Below are 14,949 nucleotides of genomic sequence, written 5' to 3' on the forward strand. Positions count from 1 at the left end.
TTAGAAAGGCACATCGCCTTCGATGGTGGTGCGATACAGCTTGCGGCGCAGATGCTCGGGCGTGCCGCCGGCAAGATGCATCAGCGAGCGGTTATCCCAGAACACCAGGTCATGCGGCGCCCAGCGATGGCGGTACACATGCTCCGGCTTCACGCTGTGCGCGAACAACTCGTCGAGCAGCGCGCGGCTCTCGTCTTCCGGAACGCCGACGATGCGGGTGGTGAAATGCTCGCTCACGAACAAGGCCTTGCGGCCAGTCTCCGGATGGGTGCGCACCACAGGATGCACGACCGGCTTGACCTCATCGATCTGCGCCTGCGTCAACGCCGGACGGAACGGACTGCGGCGGCGCAGCTCCTCGTACTGAGCGAGATAACTGTGCTCGGCGCGCGCGCCCTGCACCGCGTGGCGCAGCGCGGCCGGCAGCGTGTCGTAGGCGAGGTGCATATTGGCGAACAAGGTATCGCCGCCCTCCAGCGGCAGCTCCTGCGCGTGCAGCATCGAGCCGAGGCTGGGCTTTTCCTTGTACGACAGGTCCGAATGCCAGAAGTGGCCGGCATCGCCCAGGCCGAGCGGCTTGCCGTTCTCGATGATGTTGGAAATGATCAGCACCTCCGGATGGGAAGGCAGCTGGAAATTGCGCAGCACATGGATTTGCAGCGGGCCGAAACGGCGGCTGAAATCGACCTGTTGCTGCGGCTTGATGCGCTGGTCGCGGAACACCAGCAGATGGTGATCCAGATGCGCCTTGTGAATGCGCTGGAACTCCCGCTGCGGCAGCGGGCGGTTCAGGTCCAGCCCAATAATCTCCGCGCCCAGCGGCGCGTCGAACAACTCAACCTGAAAAGAATCCTGAAGAACGGCAGCCATGACACACACCTTGAGAAAGTTGTGCGATACAGTCTAGGCCGCCGTCCTTATCTAGAAAACGAATCTTATCCGATATCGTTATTTGGTTTATGCGGTTTCGTACTTCGCCAGACGCTGCTGGACGGCCGGCGCCAGCTGGTCCAGCGCGCTGACGGCGATGCCCATGTCTTGCAGCTTGCCGTCGTTGATGCCGTAGACCCAGCCATGCACGGTCAGTTCCTGGCCACGATCCCAGGCGTCGCGCACGATGGTGGTCTGCACCACGTTGTTCACTTGCTCGACCACGTTCAGTTCCACCAGGCGCTCCGAACGCTTCTGCTCGTTGACCACGGCGCCCAGGTAGCGCTCGTGCTTCTGGTTGACGTCGTAGACGTGGCGCAGCCAGTTGTCGACCAGGCCGACGCGGGCGCCGGTCATGGCCGCGTGCACGCCCTTGCAGCCGTAGTGGCCGACGACGATCACGTGCTTGACCTTCAGCACCTCCACCGCGAACTGCAGCACCGACAGGCAGTTCAGGTCCGAATGCACCACCACGTTGGCGATGTTGCGGTGGACGAACACGTCGCCCGGCGCCAGGCCCAGCAGCTCGTTCGCCGGCACGCGGCTGTCCGAGCAACCGATCCACAGGTATTCCGGCGCGGCCTGGGTGGCCAGGCGGTTGAAGAAGTCCGGGTCGCGCTCGACTTCCGATGCGGCCCATTTGCGGTTGTTCTCCAGCAGGTGACGCAGGGGGGACGTGCTGTTCTTCAGGCTTTCCATGATGCTCCTCTCGTACATAAGAAGACCGCCGGTCTGCGGAAAAAGCAGCGCGGCGGTCTGGATATTACCGATTCAACGTGACTGGCGAATTACTCAAAAAAGTCCTTCACCTTGTCGCGCCAGGTTTTCGTCTGCGGGCTGTGCTTGGAGCCGCCCTCGGTGGTCGACTTCTCGAACTCGCGCAGCAGTTCCTTCTGCTTCTCGGTCAGCTTGACCGGGGTCTCGACCGCCACGTGGCAGAACAGGTCGCCCGCGAAGCCGGAACGCACGCCCTTGATGCCCTTGCCCTTGAGGCGGAAGGTCTTGCCCGACTGGGTGCCCTCGGGGATCGTAAACGCTACTTTACCAGAGAGCGTCGGCACCTCGATTTCGCCGCCCAGCGCCGCCTTGGCGAACGAGATCGGCATTTCGCAGTGCAGGTCGTCGCCCTCGCGCTGGAACACCGGGTGCGGCTTGATGTGGATTTCCACGTACAGGTCGCCCGACGGCCCGCCATTGGTGCCAGGCTCGCCGTTGCCGGACGAGCGGATGCGCATGCCGTTGTCGATGCCGACCGGGATCTTCACTTCCAGCGTCTTGTTGCGCTTGATGCGGCCCTGGCCCGAGCATGCCGCGCAGGGCTCGGGAATGATCTTGCCGGTGCCGTGGCATTTCGGGCAGGTCTGCTGGATGCTGAAGAAGCCCTGCTGCATGCGCACCTGGCCGTGGCCGGCGCAGGTCGAGCAGGTCACCGGCGAGGTGCCCGGCTTGGCGCCCGAACCGTGGCAGGTGTCGCACTTGTCCCACGACGGCACGCGGATGGTGGTGTCGAAGCCGTGCGCGGCCTGTTCCAGCGTGATCTCCAGGTTGTAGCGCAGGTCGGCGCCGCGGTACACCTGCGGCCCCTGGCTGCGGCCGCGGCCGCCGCCGAAGATGTCGCCAAAGATGTCGCCAAAGGCGTCGCCGAAACCGCCGCCGCCAAAGCCGCCACCGCCGCCCATGTTCGGATCGACGCCGGCGTGACCGTAGCGGTCATACGCCTCGCGCTTCTCCGGATTGGTCAGCATCTCGTAGGCTTCCTTGACTTCCTTGAATTTCTCTTCCGCGTCCTTGCTGTCCGGATTGCGGTCCGGATGGTACTTCATAGCCAGTTTGCGATAGGCCTTCTTGATCTCGTCCTCGGATGCGCCCTTTGCAACACCGAGTACTTCGTAGAAATCACGCTTTGCCATGTTGTCGTAACCTTGCTTATATTCTGTACTGATTTATGCGAAAAAGCCGAGCCGGCGGCATGACCACGCGGCTCGGCGTATCGTCATACCCGCGCAGGCGGGTATCCATGCTGAGCGTCCATCATTGACTCAGCATGGGTCCCCGCCTGCGCGGGGACGACCGGGTATTACTTGCTGTCTTTGACTTCCTTGAAGTCGGCGTCGACCACGTCGTCCTGCTGCTTGGCCTGCTCGGCGCCGGCGCCTGGGGCCGCGCCACCTTCGGCGCCGCCAGCGGCTTGCTGGGCTTGCATGTCAGCGTACATCTTCTCGCCCAGCTTCTGCGAAGCGGTCGACAGCGCGGCCACCTTGGCGTCGATCTCGGCCTTGTCGCCCGATTTGACCGAGGCTTCCAGGTCGTTGATCGCCGCTTCGATCTTCTCTTTCTCGCCGGCTTCCAGCTTGTCGCCGTATTCGGTCAGCGACTTGCGGGTCGAGTGCACCAGCGCGTCGGCCTGGTTGCGCGACTCGGCCAGTTCCTTCACTTTCTTGTCTTCTTCGGCGTTGACTTCGGCGTCTTTCACCATTTTCTGGATTTCCGCTTCGGTCAGGCCGGAGTTGGCCTTGATCGTGATCTTGTTCTCTTTGCCGGTGGCCTTGTCTTTCGCGCCGACGTGCAGGATGCCGTTGGCGTCGATGTCGAAGGTCACTTCGATCTGTGGCGTGCCGCGTGCCGCTGGCGGGATGCCTTCCAGATTGAATTCGCCCAGGCTCTTGTTGCCGGCCGCGATTTCACGCTCGCCCTGGTAGACCTTGATGGTCACCGCAGGCTGGTTGTCGTCGGCGGTCGAGAACACTTGCGAGAACTTGGTCGGGATCGTGGTGTTCTTGTGAATCATCTTGGTCATCACGCCGCCCAGGGTTTCGATACCCAGCGACAGCGGGGTCACGTCCAGCAGCAGCAGGTCTTTGCGCTCGCCCGACAGCACCGAACCTTGAATTGCGGCGCCCACGGCCACGGCTTCGTCCGGGTTCACGTCCTTGCGTGGATCCTTGCCGAAGAATTCCTTGACCTTCTCCTGCACCTTCGGCATACGGGTCATACCGCCGACCAGGATGATGTCGTCGATGTCCGAAACCTTGATGCCGGCGTCCTTGATCGCGGTCTTGCATGGCTCGATGGTGGCGTTGATCAGCTCTTCCACCAGCGATTCCAGCTTGGCGCGGGTGATCTTCAGGGTCAGGTGGACCGGCGCGCCGTTCGCCATGGCGATGTACGGCTCGTTGATCTCGGTCTGCTGCGACGACGACAGTTCGATCTTCGCGCGCTCGGCCGAAGCCTTGATGCGCTGCAGGGCGATCGGGTCTTTTTTCAGATCCAGGCCGTTGACCTTCTTGAACTCTTCGATGATGTAGTCGATCACGCGCTGGTCGAAGTCTTCGCCGCCCAGGAAGGTGTCGCCGTTGGTCGACAGCACTTCAAACTGCTTCTCGCCGTCCACGTCGGCGATTTCAATGATCGACACGTCGAAGGTACCGCCGCCCAGGTCGTACACAGCGATCTTGCGGTCGCCCTTTTCCGACTTGTCCAGGCCGAAGGCCAGTGCCGCCGCGGTTGGTTCGTTGATGATGCGCTTGACGTCCAGACCAGCGATGCGGCCGGCGTCCTTGGTGGCCTGACGCTGCGAGTCGTTGAAGTACGCAGGCACGGTGATGACGGCCTCGGTGACTTCTTCACCCAGGTAGTCTTCCGCGGTTTTCTTCATCTTGCGCAGCACTTCGGCCGAGATTTGTGGCGGCGCCAGTTTCTTGTCGCGCACGCTGATCCAGGCGTCGCCGTTGTCGGCTTTGGTGATGGCGTAAGGCATCAGGCCGATGTCCTTCTGCACTTCCTTCTCGTCGAACTTACGACCGATCAGGCGTTTCACCGCGAACAGGGTGTTTTTAGGGTTGGTCACAGCCTGGCGTTTTGCCGGCGCGCCGACCAGGATTTCACCATCGTCTTGATAAGCAATGATGGATGGCGTCGTGCGTGCGCCTTCGGCGTTCTCGATTACCTTAGGCTGACCGTTTTCCATGACGGAAACGCACGAGTTGGTGGTTCCCAAATCGATACCGATAATACGACCCATGATTTTTTTCCTTATTTGCTAAAGTTCAGATGGTACTAATATGTGGAAAAACTCTATTGTTTCAAGAGCTTAAAATTACTTTGCTTGCGCTGCGGTGACGATGGCCGGACGCAGCAGGCGGTCGGCGATCATATAACCTTTTTGCAGCACAGCAACAACGGTGTTGGCTTCCTGGTCGGCCGGCACCACGGCCACGGCCTGGTGCTTGTTCGGGTCCAGTTTCTCGCCCTGGGCCGGTTCGATGGCGATCAGACGGTTGCGCTCGAAGGCGGAGGACAGCTGTTTCAGCGTCATTTCCACGCCTTCCTTCAGCGATTCGACGGTAGGCGCGTCCACTTTCAGGGCCATTTCCAGGCTGTCCTTGACCGGCACCATGGCCTCGGCGAAGCTTTCGACAGCGAATTTGTGGGCCTTGGCCACGTCTTCCTGGGCGCGGCGGCGGATGTTTTCACCGTCGGCTTTGGCGCGCATGAAGGCGTCGTGCATTTCAGCCAGCTTGGCTTCGGTAGCGGCCAGCTGTTCTTCCAGCGACGGCTGGCCAGCGGCTTGTTCCGGGGTCGATGGTGGGGCCGACGCAGCGGCTTCAGCCGCCTCTGGATTAGGTGGTACGGCTTGGTTTTCCTGATCTTGCATCTAAAGACTCCTACAATCGTATTTGTTTGACATTACTTTTGTTACCGCTGTGGCAGCAAATGGGGCAATAACCTACGATTTCAAGGGTTTATTTGCCTGCCATTTCGACAACGTTAAGCTGCATCAGGCGGCTATTTTAACAGGCTGGCACTCGTCACCCGCAAGTGCTGATTATCGGGTGACGGCGTGACGGGGGCGGGATTGTTGCTTTTCAGTCGGCGGCGCCGAGCGCCAGGGCCTTGGCGCGGCCGGCCTCGGCATCCTTGCGCAGGGCCTCGCGCTGCGATGGCGCCAGCTGGGTCGGCCAGCCAATGATGTGCTGCTCGGCAATCTCGGCCAGCGCGGCGATCCAGGCCGGGGTTTCGTTCAGACAGGGAATATAGTGGTATTCGCGGCCGCCATTGGCTTCGAAATCGTGCCGCACTTCCATATTGATTTCTTCCAGCGTTTCAAGGCAGTCGCTGATGAAGCCGGGACAGATCACATCCACCCGGCGCACGCCGTCGCGCGCCAGCTGGGCCACGGTCGGCGCCGTGTAGGGCTGCAGCCACTCCGCCTTGCCGAAACGCGACTGGAAGGTGACCACGTACTGCTCCGGCGTCAGCTTGAGGGCGGCGGCCAGCAAACGCGCGGTTTTCAGGCATTCGCAGTGGTAGGGGTCGCCCAGCATCAGGGTGCGCTTGGGCACGCCGTGGAAGCTCATCACCAGTTTTTCCGGCTTGCCGTGCTGTTCCCAGTGGTTGAGCACGGAGTCGCGCAGGGCGCGGATGTAGCCGTCATGATCGTGGTAGTTGCGCACGAAGCGCAGCTCCGGAATGTTGCGCACGCTGCCGTAGTGCTGGAACACGGCGTCGTAGATGGAGCCGGTGGTGGTGCCGGAATATTGCGGATAGGCCGGCAGCACCAGGACGCGCTCGGCGCCGTCGGCCTTCAGCTTGCTGAGCACTTCCGGCAGCGACGGTGAACCATAGCGCATGGCCATGGCGACGATCAGGTCTTCGTGGCCGCGTTCGCCCAGCGCGGCGCGCAAGCCGAGCGCCTGGGCGTCGGTGTGGGTGCGCAGCGGCGAACCTTCGCTGGTCCAGATGGTGGCGTATTTTTTCGCCGACTGGCCGGAGCGGAACGGCAGGATGATCAGGTTGAGGATGAACCACCAGACGGCTTTCGGAATCTCGACCACGCGCGGGTCGGACAGGAATTGTTTGAGGTAGCGGCGCACGGCGGTGCGCGTCGGCGCGTCCGGCGTGCCGAGATTCACCAGAACGATGGCGCTGCGGCCGACGCTGCCGTGCTTGCGGGAAGGTTCTTTTTGGAAGGTCATGAATGGCTGAGGGTTGAACCGTAAGCCGTTATCTTAATGTATAAGCTTGACAATCGCGACGGCCACGCCGCTCATGACCGTGGTAATGGCAAACGCAGTAACAATAAACCACTTGATCAACCTGGTTTCAAGCGAGGCCAGATCTGCTTTTGTCGCCATGTGGGCCTCCATTGCATCGAGACGCGTTTCGATACGCACCAGCCGTACTTTCGCATCCTCGGCGAAAGCTTCCAATCTATCAACCCTCAGCGCCAAATCCATCATCGCCTCCATCGTCAAGGCCAGTAATCAATCTTAGCGCGTTTATCCGCGCTTGAACTGAGCCATATCAAGACGCGAGCAGCTCGCGGGCGTGTTTGCGGGTGGTGGCGGTGATTTCCAGGCCGCCCAGCATGCGGGCGATCTCCTCCACGCGCGATTTGGCGTCCAGCACGTCGATGCGCGAGGCGGTTTTGCCGTTGTCCAGCGTGCCCTTGGCCACCTGAAAGTGCTGGCCGGCCTGGCTGGCCACCTGCGGCAGGTGCGTCACGCACAGCACTTGCCGCTCCTGCCCCAGCCGGCGCAGCAAACGCCCCACCACCTCCGCCACGCCGCCGCCGATGCCGCTGTCCACTTCATCGAAGATCAGGGTCGGCACCGTGGTGGCGTTGGAGGTGATGACCGAAATCGCCAGCGAGATGCGCGCCAGTTCGCCGCCCGAGGCCACCTTCGCCAGCGGCCGCGCGGCCACACCGGCATGGCCGGCCACCAGGAATTCCACCTGCTCGACGCCATACGCGGCCGATTCGCACGGATGCAGCGCGACCTCGAAACGGCCGCCGGTCATGTTCAGTTCCTGCATCGCCTTGGTGACCGCTTCGCCCAGCAGCTTGGCGGCGCGCGCGCGGGTGGCGCTCAGCTTGGACGCCTCGGCCAGGTAGGCCGACTTCAGTTTCTCTTCCTGCTTGCGCAGACCTTCCAGGTCGGTGGCGTCGGCCAGCTGCGACAAGCGCGTGGCCAGCCTGGCGTGTTCCTGCGGCAGCTCGTCCTCCGGCACGCGGAACTTGCGCGCGGCCGAATGGATGGCGTCCATGCGCGCCTCGACGCTGCGCAGGCGCGCCGGATCGAGGTCCACGCGATCCAGATAATCATTGAGCGCATACACCGCCTCCTGCAGCTGGATGCGCGCCAGCTCGATCAGGTCCACGATCGGCTGCAGGCCGCTGTCGATATCGGCCAGCTTGCCCAGCTTCTGGTTCAGCGACGACAGCTGTGACAGAATCGGATGATCCTCCGCCTCGGAGATCGCCGCCAGCGCCTCCTGCGCACCTTCCATCAGGCTGGCCGCGTGCGACAGGCGGCTCTGCTCATTGCTGACCTCCGCCCACTCGCCCGGCTTGACCGCCAGCTTTTCCAGCTCGTTGACCTGCCACTCCAGCCGCTCGCGCTCATACAGCACGTTGGCGGCGTTGGTCTCGAACTCCTCCAGCTGCTTGGCCAGCGCGCGCCACGCCTTGTAGGCCGCCGCCACCGCGCGCGCTTCGCCGCCGGCGCCGGCCTGGCCGTCCAGCAGATCGCGCTGGGCCTCGGTCTTCATCAGCGACTGGTGCGCGTGCTGGCCGTGGATATCGACCAGCAGATCGCCCAGCTCGCGCAGCTGCGCCGCCGTGGCGGCGATGCCGTTGATGTAAGCCTTGCTGCGGCCGGCGTTGTCGATCACGCGGCGCAGCAGCGCGCCGCCCTCCTCGACCGCGAATTCATGCGCCACCAGCCACGCGCGCGCCTGCTCGCTGAGCGCGAAATCGGCCGTGATGTCGGCCTTGGCCGCGCCCTCGCGCACCACGCTGGCGTCGCCGCGGCCGCCCAGCGCCAGCGTCAGCGCATCGATCAGGATCGATTTGCCGGCTCCGGTCTCGCCGGTGAACACGGTGAAGCCGGCGGAAAATTCCAGTTCTATCGAATCGACGATAACGAAATCACGGATGGACAGGGTACGCAGCATGGAGGCCAATGAGTGTGATTAAGCGAGCTTGCCCTCACCGGACGGGTATTCGTTCCAGTGCAGCTTTTCGCGCAGGGTGTTGTAGTAGCTCCAGCCGTCCGGATGCAGGAAGGTGATCGCGTGCGGCGAGCGCTGGATCACGATGCGGTCCTGCGACTGCAGGCTGGCAAAGGTTTGCATGTCGAAGTTGACGCTGATGTCGCGCCCGCGCACGATCTCCACCACGATCTCGCTCGATTCCGGCAGCACGATCGGCCGGTTGGACAGCGCGTGCGGGGCGATCGGCACCATCACGATGCCGCCCAGCGCCGGGTGCAGCAGCGGACCGCCGGCCGACAGCGCGTAGGCGGTGGAGCCGGTCGGGGTGGAGATGATCAAACCATCGGAGCGCTGGTTGTACATGAACTGGCCGTCCACATCCACGCGCAGCTCGGCCATGCCGGCGCCGGCGCCGCGCGAGACCACCACGTCGTTGACCGCCATGCCGACGTGGATGCTGGCGTCGCCGCGCATCACCCGCCCTTCCAGCAGGGTGCGGCGCTCGGCCTTGTAGCTGCCGCTCAGGATGCGCCCCAGCGCGTCGTGCATGTCTTCCAGCGGAATGTCGGTCATGAAGCCGAGCCGGCCCTGGTTGATGCCGATCAGCGGCACGTTGAACGGCGCCAGCTGGCGCGCGATGCCCAGCATGGTGCCGTCGCCGCCCATGACGATGGCGGCATCGCACTCGGCGCCGATGCCGGCCGCGCTCAGCACACGGGCATCGTCCAGTTGCACGCCCAGATGGGCGGCGGTGGTTTCCTCGAACACCACCTCGTAGCCGCGCTGCTGGAGGAAATCGACCACGCTGCCCACCGATTCGGCGATGCCGTCGGTATTCGGGCGCACGACCAGTGCGATAGTGTGGAAAACAGCGTGCGTGGTGGTCATAAAAATCTCGGCTTCAAGCAAGGCGCGCCGTCACTGTACATTTAAACAGTGTCCGGCGCAAGTTTAATGGCCGACCGACAGGATGCCCATGCCGGCCGAAACCATCACCGCGAACAACAGCGCGATCATATAGGCCAGCATCAGCGCTGACCAGCGGACAAAAGTGCCAAGGCGGCCGCTGTGGTACACGCGCCGCATGGCCCAGGGCAGGTAGCCGATCAGCCAGCACCACAGCGCGAACTGCAGCAGCGGGAAATGCGCCAGCAGGATCACGCAGAACATCAGGAAGGCGAAAGCGTTGGTGTGCAGCGCGAACAGCATGTGCTCGCCGAAGCGGCGCCCCGAGCCCAGATACAGCACCTTGAGGAACAGCGCAAACACCGGCATCAGGCAGAAGATGGCGTACGGCGCGTAGTGGCTCATGCCATCCTTGAACACCTTGACCTGCTGCTCCGGCGGCAACTGGTTGAGCGCGTGCCACTGGCGACGCAGCAGCGGCCAGTCGCTCAGCTTGCCGTCGATGTATTCCTCGTTGATGTTCTGGTCGACGTTGTCCTTTTCCTCCGGCCTGGCTTCCTGCGCCTTGGCCGCGCGCATCTCGGACTTGGCGTCCTCGGCCGCCATGTCGTTCATCATCTCGGCCACGGCCTCCTTGGCCGCCGACTGCCCGGCCACCTCCTCCGGCGTCGCCGGCTTGCCGATCCTGGCGCGCTCGGCGGCCACGGTGTCGGCCAGCACGCGCGCCGGCGCCACCACCTTGGCGGCGGTGGTCTGGCCCTCGATCTTGGCCTCGACGTGGGTGCCGCCGCCGCTGGTCAGCTTGAACAGCGCGAAGAACAGCACGCTGAAGGTCAGGTACATGCGCAGCGGCTGCACATAGCGCACGCGGCGGCCGCGGATGTATTCGTTGGTCAGCTCGCCCGGCTTGAGGATCAGCAGCCGCAGCGAGCTCCACAGCTTGCCCTCCAGCGCCACGTAGTGGCCGATGAATTCATGCACGAACTCGCGCGTGCTGGCGTGGTGCAGCACCGCCTCCTGGCCACAGTTGGAACAGAAATGGCCGCTCAGCGGCGTGTCGCAGTTGGCGCAGTTGTCCAGCTTGGCGTCAGTGCTCATGCAGAAAGTCCCGGGAAGAAAAACGTGGTCTAAATGATAAACGACTTCGCTAAAAAATTGTCGGAATTCAATGTGGCGACCGGCACAAAACCAACTCGCTAAGATGGGCCGCATCAACCCTGATGGAGGCCGCCATGTTGAAGCAACAACACATCAATACCGACGCCAAGGTCAAGGACGATGGCGTCAAGCGCATGCCGCACGAGCGCGACGAGGCGCCCGACGGCAACGGCGCCAAGCCGCGCAGCATCATCCGCCAGGCCGCGGCCGATATCGAGAGCGGCATGGTCGACACCGACCTGCACAACCAGCGCGGCGTGCAAAAGCCGCGCGCGGACGCCGAGGCCAAGCCGCAACCGCACGTCAAGCGCGATTGAAAGGACCGTCCATGCGCCGTCACCTCACCCTCTTGCTGGCCGCGCCCGCGCTGGCGTTGGCCCAGGCCTACCCGCCCGGCTTCGGCCCCAACCCCACGCTGCCGGAACCGGACAAGCAGTTGATCCCCACCGTGAACATCGCCCCGGTCGAGCGCTGGAGCGGCCAGCAGCAGCCGCTGGCGCCGCCCGGCTTCAGGGTCAGCGCCTACGCCAGCGGGCTCGACCATCCGCGCTGGGTCTACACGCTGCGCAACGGCGACGTGCTGGTGGCTGAAACCAACGCGCCGCCCAAGCCGGAGGACAGCAAGGGCGTCAAGGGCATGGTGATGAAGGCGGTGCAGAAGAAGGCCGGCGCGGTGACCGAATCGGCCAACCGCATCACGCTGCTGCGCGGGCTGGACGCCAGCGGCGCGGCGCAAACCCGCACCGTGTTCCTCAAGGGACTGAACTCGCCGTTCGGCATGGCGCTGGTGGGGCAGTACCTGTACGTGGCCGACACCGACGCCGTGCTGCGCTTCCCCTACCAGGAGGGCGCCACCAGCATCACCGCGCCCGGCACCAAGGTGATGGACCTGCCGGCCGGCACCCGCAATCACCACTGGACCAAGAACATCATCGCCAGCCCGGACGGCAAGTACCTGTACGCGACGGTGGGCTCGAACAGCAACGTGGCGGAAAACGGCATGGAGGAGGAACTGGGGCGCGCCGCCATCTGGCAGCTGGACCTGGCCAGCGGCAAGTCGCGCCTGTACGCCACCGGCCTGCGCAACCCCAACGGCATGGGCTGGGAACCGACCAGCAAGACCTTGTGGACCGCCGTCAACGAGCGCGACGAGCTGGGCAACGAGCTGGTGCCCGACTACATGACCTCGGTGAAAGATGGCGGCTTCTACGGCTGGCCCTACAGCTACTATGGTCAGCACGTCGACGCGCGCGTCAAGCCGCCGCAGCCGGCGATGGTGGCCAAGGCCATCGCGCCCGATTACGCGCTGGGAGCGCACACGGCCTCGCTGGGGCTGGCGTTCTACGAGGGCAAGCTGTTCCCGCAGCCGTACCAGGGCGGCGTGTTCATCGGCCAGCACGGCTCGTGGAACCGCAAGCCGCACAGCGGCTACAAGGTGGTGTTCATCCCGTTCAGCGGCGGCAAGCCGTCCGGGCCGCCGCAGGATTTCCTGACCGGCTTCCTCAACCGCGAGGGCAAGGCGCAGGGCCGGCCGGTGGGCGTGGCGGTCGATGGCCAGGGCGCGCTGCTGGTGGCGGACGACGTCGGCAACGTGGTGTGGCGGGTGGCGCCGGCGGCAGCGCAATCGGCCAGCCGCTGATAAAATCCTTGTTTGGTTTTCATACAAACGAGGATTTACCATGCGCATCCTGCACACCATGCTGCGAGTTGGCGACTTGCAGCGCTCCATCGATTTCTACACCAAGGTGCTCGGCATGAAGCTGCTGCGCACCAGCGACAACCCGGAATACAAGTACACGCTGGCCTTCCTCGGCTACGGCTCCAACCCGGACCACGCGGAGCTGGAACTGACCTACAACTACGGCACCACCAGCTACGACATGGGCACCGCCTACGGCCACATCGCCATCTCGGCCGAGGACATCCACGCCACCGCCGCGGCCGTGAAGGCCAACGGCGGCAACGTCACCCGCGAACCGGGCCCGGTCAAGGGCGGCACCACCGTGATCGCCTTCGTGACCGACCCGGACGGCTACAAGATCGAACTGATCGAACGCAGCTTCGACGGTCAGGGCGCCGGGCTGTAAGCCTTCAGACCGCGGCCGCGCCCAGCGCGGCGCAGGCCGCGATCACGGCCAGGCTGACGAAATCCTTGCTGACGTACAGCAGTGGATCCTCGTTGACCTCGCCCCGGAACGACAGCACCCACAAGCGCCCCAGCCACAACATGGCCAGCGGCACGATGCCGTACAACCAGGCTGGATGACGGTACAGCTTGAGCACGTTTTCCGAATTAAAGTACAGCATAAAAATCACCACCGACACAAAGGCGCTGTTCATGCCCAGCATGCCGATCGGCGCGCGGTCGGCGGTGGCGTAGCCGCGTCCCGACGTTTTCTCCTTGCCGACCCGCTCCAGGTTGAACAGTTCGCTGTGCCGCTTGAGCAGCGCCAGTGACAGGAACAGGAAGAAGGAAAACGCCAGCAGCCAGAACGACGGCTCGATGCGCGTAGCGGCGCAACCACCCAGCACGCGCAAGGTGTGCAGCAGGGCCAGCGTGACGGTGTCCACCATCAGCAAGCGCTTGAGCCAGGCCGAGTACGCCACGGTCACACCGAAATACACCGCCACCGCCGCCAGCAGCAGCCAGCCATAGTAGGCGCACAGGCCCAGCGCAGCCAGCGCCAGCACGGCGCTCACCGTGCGCGCCAGCGAGGCCGGCAGCGCGCCACTGGCGATGGGCCGATGGCGCTTGATGGGGTGATGACGGTCGTCTTCCGCATCCATCGCATCGTTGAGCAGATAGGCGCTGGAGGCGCACAGGCAGAACGCCGCGAAGGCCAGCAGCGATTGCAGCGCGGTGGCGCCGCTGATCGCATGTCCGGCCAGCATGGGGACGAAGACCAACAGGTTTTTCAGCCAGTGGCGCGGCCGCAGTCCCTGCCACAAGGCGCGCGCGGTCGAGGGCTGGCGGCTGACTTGCAGTTCGACATGGCTCATGGCGCGCTCTTGCCGCGGTTGGTCAGCCACAGGGCGGCGAACGGAATCAGCATCGGGTACAGGCCCCAAATGGCGCGGCCGTCCACACGCACGCACAGCGCGGCGTACAGCGGCGGCAGCAACATCAATAACAGCAGCGTTTTCAACGGCCGCAGCGCGGTGGCGCTGGCGGCAGCCGCGCCGCGCATGCCCAGCAGCGCCAGCGGCACCACCACGCCCACCGCCGTCGCCAGCGAAGCCAGCGAGCGCACGTCACGCAGCGCCGTGACGACGGTGTACACGCTGGGCGCCCACACATAGCTGGGCAGGCTGGGAATCAGCCACCAGCGCACCGCCACCATCCAGCCGCCGGCCGCCGCCAGCGCGGCCAGCCCCGGCAGAATGGCGATGCGGCGCATGACCAGCAGCCACACCAGCAGCAGGATGTTTTCCTCACGCACCGCCGAGCCCAGCATGCCGGCCACGGCCGCCAGCCATGGCTGGCCGGACAGCACCGCCAGCACGAACGCGGCGCGGGCGCAGATCGAGGCCGGATCGGTCAGCAGGTAGGGCGCGTACCAGAACGTGGGCACAGACAAAATCATCAGCAGGCCGGCAATCACGGCGGCGTTGCGGCCGGCTTGCACGCGCAGCATGGTCAGCGCCATCATGATGGCGGTGGCGCTGACGCACAGCCAGTTGAACAGGGCAAAGCTCTGGCGGGTGTCGCCGGGGATGGCGGCCGCCAGCGCCGGCGCCAGCAGGCGATACGGGAACGGCGCGCGCAATTCGCTGGCCGGGATCTCGCCGCGCAGGTAGCGCGCGGTGTTAAAGTAGGCCAGCGAATCCTCAACGGTGCCGCCCCAGCGCCAAATCATGATCAACAGCGCCAGCGCGGCAAAAGCGCCGGCCATTAGGAAAAATTGCTTGCGGGTGAGTGTTGCGGAGGTAGTCATGCGGCTTTAACGATTTGCTAACAGC

Annotated in this window: 15 protein-coding genes; 3 read left to right on the forward strand and 12 right to left on the reverse strand. The window is 64.1% G+C overall.

Annotated features, from left to right (window positions below; translation table 11 throughout):
* From FHW83_RS19585 to FHW83_RS19630, 10 genes are all read right to left on the reverse strand, one after another.
* Nucleotides 1-870 (reverse strand): TauD/TfdA family dioxygenase, encoded by an 870-nt coding sequence (locus tag FHW83_RS19585; protein ID WP_176648025.1) that lies wholly within the window; start codon nt 868-870, stop codon nt 1-3.
* 87 nt (nt 871-957) lie between these two features.
* Nucleotides 958-1,629 (reverse strand): carbonate dehydratase, encoded by a 672-nt coding sequence (gene can / locus FHW83_RS19590; protein WP_176648026.1) that lies wholly within the window; start codon nt 1,627-1,629, stop codon nt 958-960.
* Nucleotides 1,630-1,718: 89 nt separating this feature from the next.
* Nucleotides 1,719-2,840 carry a molecular chaperone DnaJ gene (gene dnaJ / locus FHW83_RS19595; protein WP_176648027.1) on the reverse strand — a complete coding sequence of 374 codons (1,122 nt, stop codon included), beginning with the start codon at nt 2,838-2,840 and terminating at the stop codon, nt 1,719-1,721.
* Between the two features lie 167 nt (nt 2,841-3,007).
* On the reverse strand, nt 3,008-4,951 hold the full coding sequence (gene dnaK, locus FHW83_RS19600) for a molecular chaperone DnaK (protein WP_176648028.1): 1,944 nt from the start codon (nt 4,949-4,951) through the stop codon (nt 3,008-3,010).
* Nucleotides 4,952-5,026: 75 nt separating this feature from the next.
* Nucleotides 5,027-5,584, reverse strand: a complete 558-nt coding sequence (gene grpE, locus FHW83_RS19605; RefSeq protein WP_176648029.1) for a nucleotide exchange factor GrpE — start codon at nt 5,582-5,584, stop codon at nt 5,027-5,029.
* Nucleotides 5,585-5,795: 211 nt separating this feature from the next.
* The gene (gene hemH, locus FHW83_RS19610) at nt 5,796-6,905 is read right to left on the reverse strand and encodes a ferrochelatase (RefSeq protein ID WP_176648030.1); all 1,110 of its coding nucleotides are present in this window, start codon (nt 6,903-6,905) and stop codon (nt 5,796-5,798) included.
* 33 nt (nt 6,906-6,938) lie between these two features.
* Entirely contained in the window at nt 6,939-7,169 is a 231-nt protein-coding gene (locus tag FHW83_RS19615; RefSeq protein ID WP_218106357.1) for a hypothetical protein, read from the reverse strand.
* A 64-nt stretch (nt 7,170-7,233) separates the two neighbouring features.
* Nucleotides 7,234-8,886 (reverse strand): DNA repair protein RecN, encoded by a 1,653-nt coding sequence (gene recN, locus FHW83_RS19620; protein WP_176648032.1) that lies wholly within the window; start codon nt 8,884-8,886, stop codon nt 7,234-7,236.
* 18 nt (nt 8,887-8,904) lie between these two features.
* Nucleotides 8,905-9,813 (reverse strand): NAD kinase, encoded by a 909-nt coding sequence (locus tag FHW83_RS19625; protein ID WP_176648033.1) that lies wholly within the window; start codon nt 9,811-9,813, stop codon nt 8,905-8,907.
* A gap of 63 nt (nt 9,814-9,876) precedes the next feature.
* Nucleotides 9,877-10,929, reverse strand: coding sequence for a DUF3667 domain-containing protein (locus FHW83_RS19630; RefSeq protein ID WP_176648034.1), 1,053 nt, complete (start codon nt 10,927-10,929; stop codon nt 9,877-9,879).
* A gap of 134 nt (nt 10,930-11,063) precedes the next feature.
* Between FHW83_RS19630 and FHW83_RS19635 the strand changes: the two genes are divergently transcribed.
* From FHW83_RS19635 to gloA, 3 genes are read left to right on the forward strand one after another with little or no spacing between them, the layout of a single operon-like run.
* Nucleotides 11,064-11,306 (forward strand): hypothetical protein, encoded by a 243-nt coding sequence (locus tag FHW83_RS19635; RefSeq protein ID WP_176648035.1) that lies wholly within the window; start codon nt 11,064-11,066, stop codon nt 11,304-11,306.
* An 11-nt stretch (nt 11,307-11,317) separates the two neighbouring features.
* Nucleotides 11,318-12,628 carry a sorbosone dehydrogenase family protein gene (locus FHW83_RS19640; protein WP_176648036.1) on the forward strand — a complete coding sequence of 437 codons (1,311 nt, stop codon included), beginning with the start codon at nt 11,318-11,320 and terminating at the stop codon, nt 12,626-12,628.
* Nucleotides 12,629-12,668: 40 nt separating this feature from the next.
* Nucleotides 12,669-13,076 carry a lactoylglutathione lyase gene (gloA, locus tag FHW83_RS19645; RefSeq protein ID WP_176648037.1) on the forward strand — a complete coding sequence of 136 codons (408 nt, stop codon included), beginning with the start codon at nt 12,669-12,671 and terminating at the stop codon, nt 13,074-13,076.
* A 4-nt stretch (nt 13,077-13,080) separates the two neighbouring features.
* Here the strand turns inward: gloA and FHW83_RS19650 are convergent, their stop codons facing one another.
* Both FHW83_RS19650 and FHW83_RS19655 read right to left on the reverse strand, forming a co-directional pair.
* Nucleotides 13,081-13,989 (reverse strand): UbiA family prenyltransferase, encoded by a 909-nt coding sequence (locus tag FHW83_RS19650; RefSeq protein ID WP_176648038.1) that lies wholly within the window; start codon nt 13,987-13,989, stop codon nt 13,081-13,083.
* Entirely contained in the window at nt 13,986-14,924 is a 939-nt protein-coding gene (locus FHW83_RS19655) for a hypothetical protein (RefSeq protein WP_176648039.1), read from the reverse strand. Before FHW83_RS19655 ends, FHW83_RS19650 begins: the two co-directional genes overlap by 4 nt.
* Between the last annotated feature and the right edge of the window lie 25 nt (nt 14,925-14,949).

Origin of the sequence: Duganella sp. SG902 (genome assembly GCF_013376005.1) — a bacterium.
In the GTDB taxonomy this organism is placed as follows: domain Bacteria; phylum Pseudomonadota; class Gammaproteobacteria; order Burkholderiales; family Burkholderiaceae_D; genus Rugamonas.

What these genes read in the sequence shown, in the direction of transcription:
- FHW83_RS19585 (WP_176648025.1), bottom strand. Translation starts at nt 870, where the DNA reads ATGGCTGCCGTTCTTCAGGATTCTTTTCAGGTTGAGTTGTTCGACGCG.
- can (WP_176648026.1), bottom strand. Translation starts at nt 1,629, where the DNA reads ATGGAAAGCCTGAAGAACAGCACGTCCCCCCTGCGTCACCTGCTGGAG.
- dnaJ (WP_176648027.1), bottom strand. Translation starts at nt 2,840, where the DNA reads ATGGCAAAGCGTGATTTCTACGAAGTACTCGGTGTTGCAAAGGGCGCA.
- dnaK (WP_176648028.1), bottom strand. Translation starts at nt 4,951, where the DNA reads ATGGGTCGTATTATCGGTATCGATTTGGGAACCACCAACTCGTGCGTT.
- grpE (WP_176648029.1), bottom strand. Translation starts at nt 5,584, where the DNA reads ATGCAAGATCAGGAAAACCAAGCCGTACCACCTAATCCAGAGGCGGCT.
- hemH (WP_176648030.1), bottom strand. Translation starts at nt 6,905, where the DNA reads ATGACCTTCCAAAAAGAACCTTCCCGCAAGCACGGCAGCGTCGGCCGC.
- FHW83_RS19615 (WP_218106357.1), bottom strand. Translation starts at nt 7,169, where the DNA reads ATGATGGATTTGGCGCTGAGGGTTGATAGATTGGAAGCTTTCGCCGAG.
- recN (WP_176648032.1), bottom strand. Translation starts at nt 8,886, where the DNA reads ATGCTGCGTACCCTGTCCATCCGTGATTTCGTTATCGTCGATTCGATA.
- FHW83_RS19625 (WP_176648033.1), bottom strand. Translation starts at nt 9,813, where the DNA reads ATGACCACCACGCACGCTGTTTTCCACACTATCGCACTGGTCGTGCGC.
- FHW83_RS19630 (WP_176648034.1), bottom strand. Translation starts at nt 10,929, where the DNA reads ATGAGCACTGACGCCAAGCTGGACAACTGCGCCAACTGCGACACGCCG.
- FHW83_RS19635 (WP_176648035.1), top strand. Translation starts at nt 11,064, where the DNA reads ATGTTGAAGCAACAACACATCAATACCGACGCCAAGGTCAAGGACGAT.
- FHW83_RS19640 (WP_176648036.1), top strand. Translation starts at nt 11,318, where the DNA reads ATGCGCCGTCACCTCACCCTCTTGCTGGCCGCGCCCGCGCTGGCGTTG.
- gloA (WP_176648037.1), top strand. Translation starts at nt 12,669, where the DNA reads ATGCGCATCCTGCACACCATGCTGCGAGTTGGCGACTTGCAGCGCTCC.
- FHW83_RS19650 (WP_176648038.1), bottom strand. Translation starts at nt 13,989, where the DNA reads ATGAGCCATGTCGAACTGCAAGTCAGCCGCCAGCCCTCGACCGCGCGC.
- FHW83_RS19655 (WP_176648039.1), bottom strand. Translation starts at nt 14,924, where the DNA reads ATGACTACCTCCGCAACACTCACCCGCAAGCAATTTTTCCTAATGGCC.